The sequence below is a fragment of the Pseudomonas sp. RA_105y_Pfl2_P56 genome (assembly GCF_963970845.1).
Taxonomy (GTDB): Bacteria; Pseudomonadota; Gammaproteobacteria; order Pseudomonadales; family Pseudomonadaceae; genus Aquipseudomonas; species Aquipseudomonas baetica_A.
In genome coordinates this window covers 89,959-107,896 of record NZ_CAXAPL010000003.1, presented here as the reverse complement: position 1 = coordinate 107,896, position 17,938 = coordinate 89,959, and the positions used below count along the sequence as shown (strand labels likewise).

At 59.8% G+C, this 17,938-nt stretch carries 13 protein-coding genes; 4 read left to right on the top strand and 9 right to left on the bottom strand.

Going from position 1 to position 17,938, the window contains the following annotated elements; genetic code table 11:
* Positions 1-94 precede the first annotated feature (94 nt).
* The 3 genes from AACY11_RS03390 to yjiA all read left to right on the top strand — a co-directional run bounded on the left by AACY11_RS03390 (position 95) and on the right by yjiA (position 3,502).
* The gene (locus AACY11_RS03390; protein ID WP_221730122.1) at positions 95-2,161 is read left to right on the top strand and encodes a carbon starvation CstA family protein; all 2,067 of its coding nucleotides are present in this window, start codon (positions 95-97) and stop codon (positions 2,159-2,161) included.
* 15 nt (positions 2,162-2,176) lie between these two features.
* Complete coding sequence (locus AACY11_RS03385; protein WP_003228401.1) at positions 2,177-2,374, top strand: YbdD/YjiX family protein; 198 nt, start codon at positions 2,177-2,179, stop codon at positions 2,372-2,374.
* A 153-nt stretch (positions 2,375-2,527) separates the two neighbouring features.
* Complete coding sequence (gene yjiA / locus AACY11_RS03380) at positions 2,528-3,502, top strand: GTPase (protein ID WP_339493864.1); 975 nt, start codon at positions 2,528-2,530, stop codon at positions 3,500-3,502.
* Between the two features lie 118 nt (positions 3,503-3,620).
* Here yjiA and AACY11_RS03375 read toward each other — a convergent pair whose 3' ends face one another.
* The 5 genes from AACY11_RS03375 to AACY11_RS03355 form a co-directional block, all read right to left on the bottom strand.
* Positions 3,621-4,331: a GntR family transcriptional regulator gene (locus AACY11_RS03375; RefSeq protein WP_339493862.1), complete on the bottom strand. Its 711-nt coding sequence runs from the start codon at positions 4,329-4,331 to the stop codon at positions 3,621-3,623.
* 24 nt (positions 4,332-4,355) lie between these two features.
* A complete protein-coding gene (locus tag AACY11_RS03370) occupies positions 4,356-5,060 on the bottom strand; it encodes a FadR/GntR family transcriptional regulator (RefSeq protein ID WP_339432754.1) in 705 nt (234 codons plus the stop codon).
* 50 nt (positions 5,061-5,110) lie between these two features.
* On the bottom strand, positions 5,111-6,424 hold the full coding sequence (locus AACY11_RS03365) for a C4-dicarboxylate transporter DctA (RefSeq protein WP_339432755.1): 1,314 nt from the start codon (positions 6,422-6,424) through the stop codon (positions 5,111-5,113).
* A gap of 276 nt (positions 6,425-6,700) precedes the next feature.
* The gene (gene glyA, locus AACY11_RS03360; protein ID WP_221730117.1) at positions 6,701-7,954 is read right to left on the bottom strand and encodes a serine hydroxymethyltransferase; all 1,254 of its coding nucleotides are present in this window, start codon (positions 7,952-7,954) and stop codon (positions 6,701-6,703) included.
* Positions 7,955-8,191: 237 nt separating this feature from the next.
* Complete coding sequence (locus tag AACY11_RS03355) at positions 8,192-12,040, bottom strand: sensor domain-containing protein (protein ID WP_339493860.1); 3,849 nt, start codon at positions 12,038-12,040, stop codon at positions 8,192-8,194.
* A gap of 286 nt (positions 12,041-12,326) precedes the next feature.
* Here AACY11_RS03355 and ettA point away from each other — a divergent pair, with 286 nt between their 5' ends.
* Positions 12,327-13,991 carry an energy-dependent translational throttle protein EttA gene (ettA, locus tag AACY11_RS03350; protein ID WP_339432816.1) on the top strand — a complete coding sequence of 555 codons (1,665 nt, stop codon included), beginning with the start codon at positions 12,327-12,329 and terminating at the stop codon, positions 13,989-13,991.
* A gap of 135 nt (positions 13,992-14,126) precedes the next feature.
* On the opposite strand, the gene AACY11_RS03345 is transcribed toward ettA, so the two are convergent.
* The 4 genes from AACY11_RS03345 to AACY11_RS03330 all read right to left on the bottom strand — a co-directional run bounded on the left by AACY11_RS03345 (position 14,127) and on the right by AACY11_RS03330 (position 17,703).
* On the bottom strand, positions 14,127-14,621 hold the full coding sequence (locus tag AACY11_RS03345; protein WP_339466267.1) for a GreA/GreB family elongation factor: 495 nt from the start codon (positions 14,619-14,621) through the stop codon (positions 14,127-14,129).
* Between the two features lie 71 nt (positions 14,622-14,692).
* Positions 14,693-15,049, bottom strand: a complete 357-nt coding sequence (locus tag AACY11_RS03340; RefSeq protein ID WP_339493859.1) for a hypothetical protein — start codon at positions 15,047-15,049, stop codon at positions 14,693-14,695.
* Between the two features lie 216 nt (positions 15,050-15,265).
* Entirely contained in the window at positions 15,266-17,119 is a 1,854-nt protein-coding gene (locus AACY11_RS03335; protein WP_339466268.1) for an Lnb N-terminal periplasmic domain-containing protein, read from the bottom strand.
* A gap of 95 nt (positions 17,120-17,214) precedes the next feature.
* Positions 17,215-17,703, bottom strand: a complete 489-nt coding sequence (locus AACY11_RS03330; RefSeq protein WP_221730112.1) for a DUF3015 domain-containing protein — start codon at positions 17,701-17,703, stop codon at positions 17,215-17,217.
* Between the last annotated feature and the right edge of the window lie 235 nt (positions 17,704-17,938).

Here is a 17,938-nt window from a genome sequence, read left to right as displayed (position 1 = left end):
GCGTCTAGACCAACGTCGGGGTATGGCCTTTGTCGCCAGTAGCGCTAAACTCGGGGTGGCTGTCTTTCTTGTCCACCCTGGCTGGAATAAAAAAATGAAAAATAATAATAGCCTGCTACGCCACTTACCCTGGCTAGTGCTGGCAATCGTAGGAGCGTGCGCCCTGGGCGTAGTGGCATTGCGCCGAGGCGAGGCGATCAACGCCTTGTGGATTGTGGTCGCTGCCGTGGCCATTTATCTGGTTGCGTATCGTTACTACAGCCTGTTCATCGCGAACAATGTGATGCAACTCGATGCGCGTCGGGCCACCCCCGCCGTGCTCAACAACGACGGTCTGGACTACGTTCCAACCAACAAACACATTCTCTTCGGTCACCACTTCGCGGCCATTGCTGGCGCGGGGCCGTTGGTCGGCCCGGTATTGGCAGCGCAGATGGGGTATTTGCCCGGCACGCTTTGGCTGATTGCCGGTGTGGTGCTGGCGGGCGCGGTGCAGGACTTCATGGTGCTGTTCATGTCGACCCGCCGCAACGGCCGATCCCTGGGCGACATGGTGCGTGAAGAAATGGGCCGCATTCCCGGCACCATCGCACTGTTCGGCTGCTTCCTGATCATGATCATCATCCTTGCGGTGCTGGCGCTGATCGTGGTGAAAGCGCTGGCGGAGAGCCCGTGGGGCATCTTCACCGTGATGGCGACCATCCCGATCGCGATGTTCATGGGCATTTACATGCGCTACATCCGTCCGGGTCGCATCGGCGAGATCTCGGTGATTGGCGTGGTGCTGCTGCTCGGTTCGATCTGGCTGGGTGGGCAGATTGCCGCTGATCCGGTGTGGGCCAAGGCCTTCAGTTTCACCGGCATTCAAATCACCTGGATGCTGATCGGTTACGGCTTCGTGGCGGCGGTTCTGCCGGTATGGCTGATCCTTGCGCCGCGTGACTACCTGTCGACCTTCCTCAAGATCGGTACGATCATCGCGTTGGCGATTGGCATTCTGGTGACCATGCCTGAGCTGAAAATGCCGGCATTGACCCAGTTCGTCGACGGCACCGGCCCTGTGTGGAAGGGCGGTCTGTTCCCGTTCCTGTTCATCACCATTGCCTGTGGTGCGGTGTCGGGTTTCCACGCGCTGATCTCCTCCGGCACCACGCCGAAGCTGCTGGATAACGAAACCAACGCCCGTTACATCGGTTACGGCGGCATGCTGATGGAATCGTTCGTCGCCATCATGGCCATGGTGGCGGCTTCGGTGATCGAACCGGGCGTCTACTTCGCCATGAACAGCCCGGCCGCCGTGGTGGGTGGGGATGTTGCGTCAGTGGCGCAGATGGTCAGCAGTTGGGGGTTTGCGATCACGCCTGAGGCGCTGCAAGCCGTCGCCCATGACATCGGTGAAACCACCATTCTGGCCCGTGCCGGTGGTGCGCCGACCCTGGCGGTGGGGATCGCGCAAATCCTGCACAGTGTCCTGCCGGGTGAAAACACCATGGCGTTCTGGTACCACTTTGCGATCCTGTTCGAAGCGCTGTTCATCCTTACCGCTGTGGACGCTGGCACCCGTGCCGGACGTTTCATGCTCCAGGATCTGCTCGGCTCTTTCGTTCCTGCGCTCAAGCGTACCGAGTCGTGGACGGCCAACCTGATTGCCACCGCCGGTTGTGTGGCAATGTGGGGCTGGTTGCTGTACCAAGGCGTGATCGATCCACTGGGCGGCATCAACACCTTGTGGCCGCTGTTCGGTATCTCCAACCAGATGCTGGCCGGTATCGCGCTGATGCTCGGCACTGTGGTTCTGATCAAAATGAAGCGTCAGCGCTACATTTGGGTCACGCTGCTGCCAGCCACCTGGCTGCTGATCTGCACCACGACGGCGGGTTTCATCAAACTGTTCGACGCCAACCCGGCAATCGGTTTCCTGTCGCTGGCCAAGAAGTACAGCGATGCCTTGGCCAACGGTCAGATTATTGCCCCGGCCAAGAGCATCGATCAGATGCAGCACGTCATTTTCAATGCTTACACCAATGCCACGCTGACCGCGCTGTTCCTGTTCGTGGTATTCAGCATCCTGTTCTATGCGCTCAAAGTCGGCATCGCCGCCTGGGGCAAAAAAGAGCGTACGGATAAAGAATCGCCATTCCAGGCTCTGCCGGATGCGTAACCAGAGGATTGCACCATGTTCAATGACCTGAGTCGCCTCGGTAAATACCTCGGTCAGGCTGCGCGCTTGATGGTCGGCATGCCCGACTACGACACCTACGTCGAGCATATGCAAACCAAGCACCCGGACAAACCGGTGATGAGCTACGAGATGTTCTTCCGCGAACGTCAGGAAGCCCGTTACGGTGGCAAGGGTGGGCCCAAGTGCTGTTGAGCTGACAGCCTGAGGTTGCTGCAATCCCCCTGTGGGAGCGGGCTTGCTCGCGAAAGCGCAGTGTCAGTTGATGATTGTTCTGACTGATGCACCGCCTTCGCGAGCAAGCCCGCTCCCACATTTGTTTTGTGTTTCTTTTAAGGAGATCGAGTTTTGTCCTCTCCCATTCCGGTCACGGTACTCAGTGGTTTCCTCGGTGCCGGCAAAACCACCTTGCTGCGCCATCTATTGAAAGCCGAGCACGGCCTGAAAATCGCCGTGATCGAAAACGAATTCAGCGACGCCGGCATCGACACGCAGTTGCTGGGCGACGAGCCGGTGCAAGTCATGACCCTGGCCAATGGCTGCGTCTGCTGCACCATCCACACCGATCTGACCAAAGCGCTGTACCTGCTGCTCGAACGGCTGGACAGCGGCGAAATCGCTTTCGACCGCCTGGTGATCGAATGCACCGGTCTGGCCGATCCGGCGCCAGTCGCGCAAACCTTCTTCATTGATGAAGAATTGCGTGAGCGCTACATTCTCGACGGCATCATCACACTGGTCGACGCGGCCCACGCCGAGCAGCACCTGACCCAGACCATCGCCCAGGCGCAGATTGGTTTCGCCGACCGCTTGCTGGTGAGCAAGACCGATCTGGTCGACGAAGCGGCATTCACGGCGCTGAGCGAACGGCTGACGCGGATCAACCGTCGTGCACCGATTCGTGTGGTCGAACACGGCAATATCGATCTGGCCGAGTTGCTCGATGTGCGCGGCTTCAACCTCAATGCCGACCTGGGTGGCGGGCTGAGTCTGCGGCCGGTGAGCCAGGCGCCGTCCATCGACCGCATCTCCAGTCTGGTGCTGCGCACTGAGCAACCGCTGGATATCGATCAGCTCAGTGAATTCATGAATGAGTTGCTGGAGGAGCACGGCAAGCAATTGCTGCGCTACAAAGGCGTGCTGCACATTGCCGGTGAAGATCGACGGTTGGTGTTTCAGGGCGTTTTGAAACTCTACGGTTTCGACTGGGATACGGAGTGGGCCGAGGGTGAGGCGCGGGACAGTGTGATCGTGTTTATTGCCGATGATTTGCCGGAAGAGAAAATTCGGGCGGGGTTTGCCAGGGTGGCGGCGCAAGGCTAAATGTTTGCGCAGGCATTAAGGGCCTCTTCGCGAACAAGCCCGCTCCCACAGGTTATGGGGTTGGTCACAAAATCTGTGGTCACCCTCAATCACTGTGGGGGCGGGCCCGCGATGGCGATCATCCGGTGGCGCACTGTTCATTGACGCAATACAACAGAGTGTCTTCCAGATGATCCAGATGTTGGTTCATCAGCATTGCGGCCTTTGCAGCATCCCCATTTTCCACTGCTTCAACAATCGCCAGATGCTCCTGCCACGCGCAATAACGGCGCGTCGATCCATCACAGCGCGCAATCGCCAATGACGTCAGCGGCACCAGACTGCCGAGAAAATGCGCCAGCGGTGCATTCCCCGCCATGTGCGCCAGTTGCAGGTGGAACTCCCCGGACAACCGAATCGCCATCGCCCGCCGATCCTGCTCGACAGCCTGGCGTTCACGTTCGATCAACGCTCGCAGGCGTTTCAATTCTTCGGCTTGTGGCCGCAGACAAGCCAGGCGCACCAGCGTGCTTTCGGTCAGGCGCCGTGCATGCAGGGTTTGCCGCGTTTGTTCGGCATTCAGCGCGGTGACACGCGGACGATGATTGGCGCGCAACACAATGATGTGTTCATGGGACAGCTGCGTCAGCACCCGCCGCACGTCCGCACGGCTGACACCGAACATCTGCCTGAGGCTGTCTTCGGTGAAACGGCTGGCAGCATCGAGACGCTGTTCGAGGATCGCGTCGAACAGTCGCGGATACAGATCGCCCACCGGCACTTGCAGGCGGGAGAAGGGCAGGGCCGCCGAGGTTTGGCGAGGGTGCGACGGCGTGGCAAGACTGTTCATGGCCGGTCTCCAGTGTGAAGAAATTCAGGTGTTCAAGTGGTCTTCCGGAATGTTCAGCTCGATGCCCATCCGCTGGCCTTCGCGCAGGATGTGTCGACGCATTTCGGCACTGGCCTGAGCGCTGTTTTTGCTGCGGATCGCGCGCACCACCGCTTCGTTTTCTTCGAGGCGTTCGGCCAGATGTTCCGGGGAATTGCGCAGCACGTCGGCACTTTGCTTGAGGGCGTTGCTGGTCTGTTGCACCACGCTTTGGAAAATCGGGTTTGAGGTCAGGGTGAACAATTCTTCGTGGAAGGCGATGTAGGCGCTGACCCCGGCTTCGCTGTCGCCGGCCTCCAGGGCTTCGCGCATGTCCATCAGGGTCAGGCGCAACTGGCCGACTTCCTTGCTGCTGATCGATTGGGCCACGAGGCCGACAATGAACGGCTCCAGGGTGTAGCGCAGTTGCAGCACGTCTTCGAGGCTGGCGCCGGCCACTGCGCTGTCGTGGCTTTGGCTGTCACTCCGTTGCGCGTCGAGCACCACCACGCCTTTGCCCGGCATCGAGCGCACCAGGCCGAGGGTTTCCAGGACGATCACCGCTTCGCGCAGGCTCGGGCGGCTGATGCCCAGTTGTTCGGCCAGTTCGCGCTGGCCGGGCAGCATGTCGCCGGAGCGCCACTGACCACGGGCCAGCGCGGCCCGGAGTTTTTCTACGACTGAGTTGACGACGGTTGAGGTGGTAATCACTTGTCTTGCTCCATGAGCCGTGCCTGCGGGTCAGCAGGCACGGCGGTCATTCAAAATTCTTTGGCGGCTGCTTGAGCGACCGGTTTTCTCGCTTGAAAGGTATAGCCCTGCTGACCGCTGAGCACCTTGTTCGCGCGTTGCACATCGATGTCCTTTTCCCAGCGCGCGATGGCGACGGTGGCGACGCAGTTGCCGATCAGGTTGGTCAGCGCTCGGCCGATGCCCATGAACCAGTCCACCGCCAACACCAACACCAGACCGACCACGGGGATGGCGGGAATCGCCGTCAGCGTTGCGGCGAGAATCACCAGCGCCGAACCGGGAATGCCGTGGGCACCTTTGGAGGTGATCAGCGATACCAGCAGAATGGTCAGCAGATCGGTCATGGCCAGCGGTGTGCCGGTGGCGTTGGCGATGAACACGATGGCCAGGGTCAGGTAGATCGAGAAACCGTCGAGGTTGAACGAGTAACCGGTCGGAATCACCAGCCCGACGGTCGAGCTGCCGATGCCCAGATGTTCCAGTTTGCGCATGATCTGTGGCAATACGGCGTCGGAGGACGCGGTGCCCATGACGATCAGCATTTCTTCACGCAGGTACTTGAGCAGCGGCCACAGGCGCAGTCCGGACAAGCGCATTACCAAGCCAAGAATCAAAGCGACAAAGGCCATGCACGTCAGATAGAACAAACCGACCAGACTGCCCAGATGCTGCAGCGAATCCAGGCCATATTTGCTGGTGGTAAACGCGATGGCGCCGAACACGCCAATCGGCGCCAGACGCACGATCATGCCCATGATCCGGAAGATCACATGGCTCAGCTCGTTGATCAGCCGCGAGATCCCGGAGGCGGCTTCGCCGACCAGATTCAATGCGCTGCCGAACAGCACCGAGAACAACAGCACTTGCAAAATGTTGTTGTCGGCAAAGGCACCGATGACGGAGGTCGGGATCAGATCCATCAGGAACTGCGTGGTGGTGTGTATGTGCTGGCCGCGTTCGGCGATATCGCCGATGTCGGCGGCGGACAGTTGCTCCAGATGGATATTGGCGCCGCTGCCGATCCCGGTGCTGAACGCAAACACCAGGCCGATCACCAAGGCGATGGTGGTGAGCACTTCAAAATAGATGACTGACTTGAGGCCGATGCGCCCGACCTTCTTCAGGTCGCCCGCGCCACTGATGCCGCTGACCACTACGCAGAAGACGATCAGGCCGATGAGCATCTTGATCAGTTTGATGAAACCGTCGCCGAGGGGTTTGAGCTGGGCGGAATATTCGGGAAGGGTCAGCCCGCAGACGATGCCGAGCACCAGTCCGAGAACCACTTGGAGGAAGATTGAACGCGAGCACCATCTGAGCATGGGAGGAATCCTGGTCGGTGTCCTGGCTGCCGTGTGCGGGGCACATCAGATTCAGGACTTAATTATTGTGGTCTTACCGGTATGTCCAGTGCAGGCGCAGTCTAGGCGCTGTTTTTTACGGATCGCAAGTTAAAAATGACGAATTGGCATGACCGGTCTTACCAGTTGTGCGCAATCCCCCGATCTTGAGCGGTTGTTGACCCGAAACTTTTTTGCAGGCGAAAAAAAACCGGCCATCACTGGCCGGTTCTTCATGCTGCGGGTTTAACGTCGCACTTAAGCGCCGTAGACCGGCAGTTTCTTGCAGATGGCTTTGACTTTCTCACGAACGGCGTCGATCACCGCTTCGTTGTTCAGGTCAGCCAGGATGTCGCAGATCCAGCCGGCCAGTTCTTTGCACTCTGCTTCCTTGAAGCCACGCGTGGTCACAGCCGGCGTACCGAAGCGCAGGCCGGAGGTGACGAATGGCGAGCGTGGATCGTTAGGCACGGAGTTCTTGTTCACGGTGATGAACGCTTTGCCCAGCGCGGCGTCGGCGTCTTTACCGGAGATGTCCTGCTTGATCAGCGACAGCAGGAACAGGTGGTTTTCAGTACCGCCGGAGACCACGTCGAAACCGCGCTCGATGAACACGCCGGCCATGGCTTTGGCGTTTTTCACCACTTGTTGCTGGTAAGTCTTGAACTCAGGCTGCAGCGCTTCCTTGAAGCAGATCGCTTTGGCGGCAATCACGTGCTCCAGCGGGCCACCCTGGGCGCCCGGGAATACGGCGGAGTTCAGCTTCTTCTCGATGTCGGCGTTGGCGCGAGCCAGGATCAGGCCGCCACGCGGACCGCGCAGGGTCTTGTGGGTGGTGGTGGTCACCACGTCAGCGAAAGGCACCGGGTTCGGGTAGACGCCCGCGGCGACCAGACCGGCCACGTGAGCCATGTCGACGAACAGGTAAGCGCCAACCTTGTCAGCGATCGCGCGAAAGCGTGGGAAATCCAGAATCTGCGAGTAGGCAGAGAAACCGGCCACGATCATTTTCGGCTTGTGCTCAACAGCCAGACGCTCGACTTCGTCGTAGTCGATCAGGCCGTTGGCGTCGATGCCGTACTGCACCGCGTTGTACAGCTTGCCGGAGGAGGAAACGCTGGCGCCGTGGGTCAGGTGACCACCGTGGGCCAGGCTCATGCCCAGAATGGTGTCGCCACCTTGCAGCAGCGCCAGGTAGACAGCGGCGTTGGCTTGGGAACCGGCGTGCGGCTGAACGTTGGCGTAATCGGCGCCGAACAGTTCTTTGGCGCGGTCGATGGCCAGTTGCTCAACCACGTCGACGAACTCGCAACCACCGTAGTAGCGCTTGCCCGGATAACCTTCGGCGTACTTGTTGGTCAGTACCGAGCCTTGAGCCTCCATCACCGCAGGGCTGGTGTAGTTTTCCGAAGCGATCAGCTCGATGTGTTCTTCCTGGCGCTGAGCTTCTTGCTCCATGGCGGCAAAAAGATCGGCGTCGTACTTGGCAATAGTCAAATCACGGCTGAACATGGCGGTCCTCAAGGATCGGGGGCAGAAAAGGGGGGCATTCTAACCCAATGGGTTTTGGATGGCATATGAAACGACATCATGTCGCAGACAAGTGGCATTCATGACAGATGTGCGGTGTTTTTACTGGCCGCTTCGCGAGCCGGCTCGCTCACGCTAACCGAGGCCAGCCTGCGATTTTGTGATCGACATCAATCCTTGTGGAAGCGAGCCTGCTCGCGAAGGCCGCGCCACAGATTTTCAGTCGAACATGAAGAGCGCATCGTTACTGAATTGCGCCTCGAACCGGCTCGCCGGCATTGGCCTTCCAAACAGATACCCCTGCACCTCATCGCAGCCATGCTCACGCAGGAAGTCCAATTGCTCATGGGTTTCCACACCTTCGGCGATCACCGCCAGGTTCAGGCTGTGGGCCATGGCGATGATCGCCCGGGCAATCTGTGCGTCCTGCTCGCCGGACGGCAGGCCGTCAACGAAGGTGCGGTCGATCTTCAGCACGTCGATCGGGAATTGCTTGAGGTAGTTGAGCGATGAATAACCGGTGCCGAAGTCGTCGACCGCAATGCTCAGGCCCAGGTTTTTCAGCCCGTCGAGAATCTGCATCGCCTCGCAGACTTCGCGCATCAGGATGCTTTCGGTCAGTTCCAGCTCCAGGCACGCCGGCGGCAGGCCGGTTTCCTTGAGGATATTGGCGATTCGCGTGCCAAGTTGGCCGTCGGAGAACTGCCGCGCCGAGATGTTCACCGACACTTTGGGCACACGCACGCGGTTCTGGTGCCAGGTCTTGAGTTGGCGACATGCTTCGCCGATCACCCAATCACCGACGTCTACCACCAGCCCGAGTTCTTCCAGTACCGGAATGAAATCTCCCGGCGGCACCAGTCCGCGACGCGGATGACGCCAGCGCAGCAGCGCTTCGGCGCCGGTCAGGCGTTTGCCGTCGCCACTGAATTGCGGCTGGTAATACAGGACGAATTCGTTCTGCTCCAAGGCATGGCGCAGGTCGCTTTCCAGCTCCAGGCGCTCAAGCGCACTGGCGTTCATGTCGGCCTGATAGAACTGGAAGTTGTTCTTGCCGCGTTCCTTGGCGTGGTACATCGCGGTGTCGGCGTTCTTCATCAACTGGCTGAGCTCGTTGCCATCCTGCGGGCTCAGGGCGATGCCGATACTGGCCGTGACGAAGAACTCGCGGCCTTCAAGCACGAACGGGCGCACCAGACTCGCAAGAATTTGCTCGGCCACATGGATCGCGCGGTTCAGCGCCATCTCGCGGCTGGAGCGATGTTGCAGCAGCAGGGTGAATTCGTCGCCGCCCATCCGCGCCACGGTGTCGTCATCGTCGACGCAGGCCAGCAGGCGCGTGGCCATGTCCTTGAGCATGCGGTCGCCGGCGGCGTGGCCGAGGGAGTCGTTGATTGGCTTGAAGCGGTCGAGGTCGAGGAACATCAACACCACCCAGGACTTCTGCCGCTCGGCCGATTGCAGTGCGGTGTGCAGACGATCCTGGAACAGTGTGCGGTTCGGCAGGTGGGTCAGGGCGTCGTAATAGGCGAGACGATGAATCCGTTGCTCGCTGGCCTTGCGCTCACTGATGTCGCTGAAGAAGCACACGTAACTGGCCAGGTCGCCTTCGTCATCGAGCACGGCAGTGATGCCGACCCATGCCGGGTAATGTTCGCCGTTACGGCGCTTGAGCCAGACCTCGCCTTCCCAGGTGTTGTGCTGATGCAGTTGCTTGAGCACGTAACGCAGGTGCGCATCCTGTTGCTCGTCGACGGTGAGCATGTTCGGCAACTGGTCGAGCACTTCGCTGACCGCATAACCACTGACGCGGCTGAAGGCTTCGTTGGCCTGGACGATGTACCCGGCCGGGTCGGTGATCAGGATCGCCGACGTAGAATGCTCGAATACGGTGGCCGCCATGCGCAGGTCTTTCTCGGCGCGGCGCTGTTGGCTGATGTCGCGTCCGACGCCGAGCACGCCTTCAAACGCGCCGTGCTCGTCCCACACCAGCACCAGTCGCAACTCGATCGGGATCTTGCGGCCATCGGCGCGCAGGCAGTCGAACAGGAATAACTGCGTCTGCACTTGATTGCGCAAGATTGCCAGTTGCTCGGGTTTGTCCAGCGCCTTGCTGACCCGATCCATCAGGGTGTAAATATCGCTCAGTTGCTGCGGATTGGCGATGGTCGATTGCCAGCCGTTCTGGAAAATCCACTCGGCGTCGTAACCCAGCACCGCTTGCACCGACGGGCTGACGTAGTTCAGCGAGAGCTTGCTGTCGGTGGAAAAAATCACGTCGCTGATGCTTTCGGCGAGCATGCGGTAGCGCTGTTCGCTGTCGCGCAGCGATTCGCTGGCCTCGATTTGCTCGGTGATGTCTTTGGCCACACCGATGATCCGCGTGACCTGATCATGTTTGTCGCGGGCCAGCGCTTGTTCACGAATATCGAAGCGCCGCCATTCGCCGTCGCGGTGCCGGAAGCGCAACTGGCACTGAAGCAGTTGACTGTAACCGGCGTGACGCTGCATCTGACGCGAGCGATGGTAATAGTCGGCGTCTTCCGGATGCAGGAGTATTTCCCAGAAGTACTCGCCCATTTGATGCAGTTCGGTGCGGTTGTAGCCCAGCGTTTGGCCGAGGTGGTGGTTGCTGAAAATCATCCGTTGGCTGACCACGTCTTGCACATACAGATGATCCGGCACGGTACGCACCACGTCCGACCAGAAACCTTCGCGCTCCAGCAGCGACAGTTCGATGAGTTTACGGCTGGTGATGTCGTTGATGCTCAGGATCACCGCTTTATAGTCGTGCTGCTCCTGCGGCAGGCGTAGAACCATCCACAGGTGTTGATCGCGACCGTTGGTGTCCGGCAGTTTGATTTCCAGTTCCAGCTGACTTTGCTGTTGAAGTACGGCGTCGAGTACCTGATTGCCGATCGCGCAGTGAGGGTGCGGATGACCGTCGATCAACAGTTGCCAGGCGTCGTCGCAGGAGTTGACGTTGAGCAATTGCAGCGCTACCTGATTGACTTCGGTAACGCGCAATTCCTGCAACACCTGCTGACGCTGTTGCGGCTGGTCGAGCCAGGCCTTGAGTTGATCGCTGCTCTGGATCTGCGCCTTGTCGAAAAACTGTTTCAGGCCGGAGAGGTCCAGCACGCACAAGGCGACGCCGGTGCCGTCGAAGATGTCCTGATAACGCCGGCGCCCCTCATGAACCTGGCGCTGACGGCGACGCATGTTCAATAGTGCGATCACCGGCAGCAGCGAGAAGGCCAGGCCCAGTAGGCATTTGCCGATGAACGCGGGCAGCAATTCTTCGAGCACGCGCTGGCGGTCGAACAAACCACGCAGTTGCCAATCGCTGCTGCTCAGCGCAACGGTGAGCACGGTGTTGGCCAGATCGTCGGGACTCAGCACGCCTGGCTTGGCGGATGACAGTATTTCGTCGCGACTGATGATCTGGTGGTTGAGGCGGTTTTCCACCAGCCACAGCGGACGCAGGCCGGTTTCACTCTGCTTGGTCAGCGAGTCGAAGAATGTCGGGGTCAGGCGCAGTGCCCAATAACCACGAACGTTGCCGCTGGCCTGATGCAATAACAGGTGTACCACCGAGCCATCGTCGGCATTGCTGAAGTAGTGCGCTTGGGCGCGGCTGCGGCGTACCAGTTCGCTAAGGTAGTCGGCGTCGGAGCTTTCGGCACTGCTGTCGCTGAGGATTCTCCCGGAGGGGCTGAGCAACGCCAGGCTGCGCAGGTCCGGCAGTGATTTTTGAAGCTTGCGTAACAGCGCCTGCTGTTCGTCGGCTGATTGCGGTTGTTCGACGATCGGTAGCAGATTGAGGGCAATTTGCGCATTCAGCGCCATGTTCAGGCTGACCTGAGAGGCGAGGTCGGCGGTGTAATCGATGGTGTATTGGCGCTGGTTTTTCTGGGTTTCGTGCAATTGATCAAGCAATTGCCAGAACAGCAACGCCAGCAACAAGAGCACCAATGTGGCCAGCGCACCCTTTAATGTTCCGCGCAGGGGGGAGCCTGGCGCCGGTTGGGAGCTGCTCACGGAGGCTGGCGGAGTGACTTTGGACAAGCTGTAATCCTGCGGTTTGGCTGGACTGGCGCGACGTGCACTATAAGCCGGACGCCCGAAGGGCGGCTAGCATGCCTTGAGTCGTGGCGAAGTGCCAGCCCCGCGCGGCTGGACTGCCACCGGTCATTCAGGTAGCTTTGCCGGTTACGCGGGAGCGTTCCAGCTCCTAGACTCAGACTTTTTTCAGCGCGCACGCATTGATCAACATCAAGTGAACGACGCGCACGGTCTGGCCGGGCATCGCCTGCGCTCCAATCATTCATCTGTCACTGACCCAAGGTTCTCCATGGCTCAATACGTCTTCACCATGCATCGGCTGGGCAAAGTTGTTCCGCCGAAGCGGGAAATCCTGAAAAACATTTCTCTGTCGTTCTTCCCCGGCGCCAAGATCGGCGTACTCGGCCTCAACGGTTCGGGTAAGTCCACGCTGCTGAAAATCATGGCCGGCGTCGACACCGAGTTCGAGGGCGAAGCCCGTCCGATGCCGGACCTGAACATCGGTTATCTGCCGCAAGAGCCACAACTTGACCCCACCAAGACCGTGCGTGAAGTGGTCGAGGAAGCGGTCAGCGTGATCAAGAACGCCCAGGCGCGCCTGGACGAGGTCTACGCGGCTTACGCTGAAGAAGATGCCGACTTCGACAAACTGGCGGCAGAACAGGCCAAGCTCGAAGCCATCCTGCAAGCCAGCGACGGTCACAACCTGGATCGCCAACTGGAAGTCGCCGCCGATGCGCTGCGTCTGCCGGCGTGGGATGCCAAGGTCGAACATTTGTCCGGCGGTGAAAAACGCCGTGTGGCCCTGTGCCGTCTGCTGCTGTCCGCCCCGGACATGCTGCTGCTCGACGAACCGACCAACCACTTGGACGCTGACTCCGTGGCGTGGCTGGAGCACTTCCTGCACGACTTCCCGGGCACCGTGGTTGCGATCACGCACGACCGTTACTTCCTCGACAACGTCGCGGGCTGGATTCTGGAACTCGACCGCGGCGCGGGCATTCCTTACGAGGGCAACTACTCGGGTTGGCTCGAAGCCAAGTCCGATCGTCTGGCGGCCGAATCCAAGCAGCAGTCGGCTCACGAAAAAGCCATGAAAGAAGAACTGGAGTGGGTGCGCAAAGGCGCCAAGGCCCGCCAGTCGAAATCCAAGGCTCGTCTGCAACGCTTCGAAGAAATGCAGTCGCAGGAATTCCAGAAGCGCAGCGAAACCAACGAGATCTACATCCCGGCCGGTCCGCGCCTGGGCGACAAAGTCATCGAGTTCAAGAACGTCACCAAGGGCTACGGCGATCGCGTGTTGATCGACAACCTGTCGTTCTCCATGCCTAAAGGCGCCATTGTCGGCGTGATTGGCGGTAACGGTGCCGGTAAGTCGACCCTGTTCCGCATGCTGATGGGCAAGGAAACGCCGGATTCGGGCTCCATCGAAGTCGGCGAAACCGTGCAACTGGCCTGCGTCGATCAGAGCCGCGAAGACCTCGACGGCAGCAAGACGGTGTTCCAGCAGATCTCCGACGGTTCGGACCAGATCCGCATCGGCAACTACGAGATTCCGTCGCGTACCTACGTCGGTCGTTTCAACTTCAAGGGCGGCGATCAGCAGAAGTTCGTCAAGGACCTGTCCGGTGGTGAGCGCGGTCGTCTGCACCTGGCGCTGACCCTGAAAGAGGGCGGCAACGTCCTGCTGCTCGACGAACCGTCCAACGACCTCGACGTTGAAACCCTGCGTTCGCTGGAAGAAGCCCTGCTGGACTTCCCGGGCGCCGCCATTGTGATCTCTCACGATCGGTGGTTCCTTGACCGCGTCGCGACGCACATCCTGGCGTACGAAGACGACTCCCAGGCGGTGTTCTTCGAAGGCAACTACACCGAGTACGAAGCTGATCGCAAAAAGCGCCTCGGCGAAGCAGCGGCCCAGCCACACCGGGTACGCCACAAGAAACTGGCCTGATACTGGGCGGGTTGCATAAAAAGCGGAGCCTTCGGGCTCCGCTTTTTTGTGCCTGGTTTTTTAGCAGGGCTTTGATGGGCGGCAGGTGAGGTGGGCAACATTGGTCGCCGATGCGATGTGGGCCCAAGGCGTGGTTTACGAAGGTTCGACACGGATCACTTCAATCAGTTGGTCACCGGCGGGGCGCTGCCACAGCACCTCGTCGTTAAGCTGGGCGCCGAGCAATGCCCGGCCCAGTGGTGAGCCCCAGTTGATCAAGCCTTTGGCGGCGTCGGCCTGGTCTTCACCCACCAGTTGCACGCGGCGCTCGGTGTTGTGTTCGTCGGCATAGGTCACCCAACTGCCGATCTGCACCTTGTCGGTAGAGGTCGCGGCGACGGCGACTTGGGCACTGCCCAGACGTTGATTGAAGTAACGCAGATCACGTTCAAGATCGGCCAGACGTTGTTTGTCAGCCTGTTCACCCTTGGCCGATTGCTCGGCGTGCAGGGCTTGCAGCTCGGCGACTTTCCCCTGCAACTGGGCGAGCCCCAGCGGTGTGACGTAATTGGGTTGCGTGCTGACCTGCCGTTCGACGGGCTGATCGGCTTGCGCGGCGGCATTGTCTTCGTTAACGAAAGCGCGGCTCATGGTGTCCTCCTCTTCATAGAGTTTGGGCCATGGTCGCCGGCATTTGGTTTCACTGGATGTCTGGAAGCGACCTACTGCGAGCGGTAAGCCCGCCCGGCGCCCTGATCTTTCTGGCGCTGCCAGGCGCGTTCGCGTTCGTCCCAGTGTTCGTTGCGATACTCCTCGCGACCCTTGTTTTCCAGCATCGCCTGACACTGGCGAAAGCCGTCGGTCCAGCCTTCGGCGTATTGGTTGTCCTTGAGATAGCGCGGCACGTTCTTGCGGAATTCGCCGCTGATCGAGCCGGCCGCTTGCCGGCCGCTGACACAACCGTCATCAAAACCGTCGGCGAAGGCCGGTGGGTAACCTTTGGCGATCAAATCTTCGTGAGTGGTCTGGCAACCGCCCAGCATCAGCAAAACACCTAGCAAACCCGCACACCGCCACATCGCACTCTCCCGCGCCGGTTCTCGGCTGATAGGGAAAGTCTAGAAGGGGATTCGTCGGGCGTTGGTGAAAGGTGTGTGAGTAATTCGTTGAACACTGGAGATTCCTGTAGGCGGGCTTGCTCGCGAAACCGGTGTGTCAGCCGACATTTGAATCGCCTGACACGACGCCTTCGCGAGCAGGCCCGCTCCCACAGGGGTTATTTGCTGGGCTTCAGATCAGTAGTGATACCACTTCACCTCGAGCATGACTTCGGTTTCAGGCGTGGCCAGATGACTGAACTCGCGTTGCGCACTCAGGCGCAAACCAAGGTTGCGCGACAATTCCCACTGCTGATTCAGGCTCAGGCTACGGCGCACTTCGCCGTTGGTGAAGTAATCACCCTTGGCCTCCAGGCTCAGGTTGCCCAGCGGGTTTTTCCACAGTACGCCGCTGTTGAAGCCTGCGGCTGGCGCAATGAAACCGGCGAAGTCATTGTTGTGTTCGACACGTACCGTGCCCAGGGCAAACCCGAGCACATCTTCGCCCAACTGCCACGTGCCGCCGCCACCACCGTTGACGTGGCTGACCAGGGTTTCGTCATCATGCTTGCCCGGCACACGCTCAAGACCGCCGGTGACTTGCCACGACAATGGCTGCAACAACTCATTGCGCGGCGTCAGCGAGCGAATGGTCGCCAGATCCAGTTGCTGGAATTGCCAGTGGTTGCCTTCGTACTGGCGCAGCTTCATTTGCAGGATTTCGATCTGCGCGCCGAGCGGGAAACTTTCGGCGTTGTCGTTGAGGTCGTGATAGGCCATGCGCAAGCCGTATTCGCCGAACGCACGATCACCACGGGTGCCGAGACCGGCCTGCCAGGTGCGCGATTCGTGGCCGTCTTCAGGCAGGCCCGGTTGCGCAATGTCCAGCTCGGGTGCGGGGTTCTTGTTGATTGCCCGCAGCAGTTCGAAACTGCGTTGCGCTCGTTGCGGATCGCGCTCCTGGCCGTTGGCGCGGTAGCGTTCCAGGCGATAAGCCGCGTCGATGATCAGTGCTTGGCGCTCGCGAGGCAGCGCTTTGAATGTCGGCTCTTGCAGTTGCTGTTGATCGGCGCTGACGTTCAGTACCCACGCCTGTTCGTCATCGGTCAAAGGCTCGGCGCGACTGAGCAGTTCACGTTCACGAGAGGGGCGGTATTGAATGCTTTCCACCAACCCGGCTTCTTTCACCGCTTTGACCGTGTCGGTGGGAATTGCCGTCAGCGGGAATTGTTCGGTCAGGCGCAAACTCGGTCGCGCGACCTGCAGCAATTCGAGCAAGCGGTAGGAGCAGTTTTCGTCGAAGAAGAAATAGTCGAACTGGATCTGCTTCAGCTCCCACACATGCTCGACCATGCGCGCGGTTTCTTCTTGCGTCAGATTGAGCCGGTACTCCCACAGATCGCGGTTTTCCAGGCTGCGGTATTCGGAGAGTTTTTCCTGATACGGCACCAGCGCAAACAGCCCCGGGTAGCCCCCCATCAAGCCTTTCCAGGCGTACAGAATGCTGTTGTCCGAACCTTCGATGTAGGCGCCGAAGTTGATGGCGTAACTGAGCAGCGAGGTCTTGTCGGTCTGCACGTCAGCCTGATCGATGCGCAGCAACGTGTGGCCGAACATCGATGACGGGCTGTTGAGATAAGCCGCGGGGAAGATCATCACCGCGCTGTGCGGCGAAACGTCCTTGAACCACTTTTTGTACTCGGCACACGCAGGCGTTGGCAGGTCGCTCAGGTTGAGTTGCGTTTTTAGCCAGCGCGTGCGGGCGGGGTAGACGCATTGCGCGTGCTGCTCGCCGAGGCTGGCCGGGGCGTACAGCGCTTGTACCGTGGCGGCCAGTTCATGGTCGGGATGTTCATTGCCATCGGGCGCGAGGAAGAATTTCTTGTCGCTGACATAGCTGCGCCAGCCGCCGAGCTTGGCGGTTTCGTAGTGGCCGAGGGAAATCCAGAAGCGGTCATTGGCCAGTTGCTGCAAACGTTGAGGATCGATGGTTGGCGCGGCGGACAGCGGGGCGCAGACACAGAGCGCCAGCCAGGCAAGGCGTTTGAGCATAGTCGGCAACTTAAACAGGAAAGAAAAAAAGACCCAAGGAGGGACGGGCCGAAAAAACAAAACCCGCTTCCCGAAAGAAGCGGGTGGGGTCGAGCTTAAGCCTGAGTGGCGTACTTGGCCAGACGTGGGTCTGACTTCAGAACGGCCAGGGTGTTGGTGTGCACGTCTTCAGCGGTCACGTCAGCCTTGCTGAAGATCTGCTGGAAGTGCTCGTGAGTGACGGCCGCGAAGTGCGCACGGTCTTGCGGCGCCACGCCCAGTACCACGGCATAAGTCGTCAGCGCTTCGCCGTTGCCTTTGGCCATGTCTTCGGACAGCTCGTTCATCATGCCATTCATGGCAATCCAGGATTTGCCGCCGTAGGTCAGCGATGCGTTGGTCGAGCAACCGTTGGTGCCGGACGTCATGCCGAAGGTAGCGTTACCGGACGTGCCGTTGGTGGTGGAAGCGAGGAAGTGAGCCGGGGTGCCACGCTGACCTTCGAACAGCATGTTGCCCCAACCGCAATCCGGGCCGCCCGGGGCTTGCGCCATTGCGTTGATGGATACAGCGGTGAAGAGAGTACCGAGAAGAATCCGTTTCATAGCTTTGTTCTCTTTGTGTGCATACCAATGGACAGGGTTCTGGCCCCCCAAGCTCTGTAGAAACAGATCCAAACGAAGCCAGTGGGCCGGTATTAGTTCCAGCCGCGCAGTTTGGAGTTTAGGCACGTTCCTGGGGTTCCGTGATTTTTTACAAAAGATTTGGCGATAACCCCGATTTCACAGGGGAGGGGGCGGGGGCGACCGGTTGTCTATGCTTTGTCATAGGGCGCGCCTT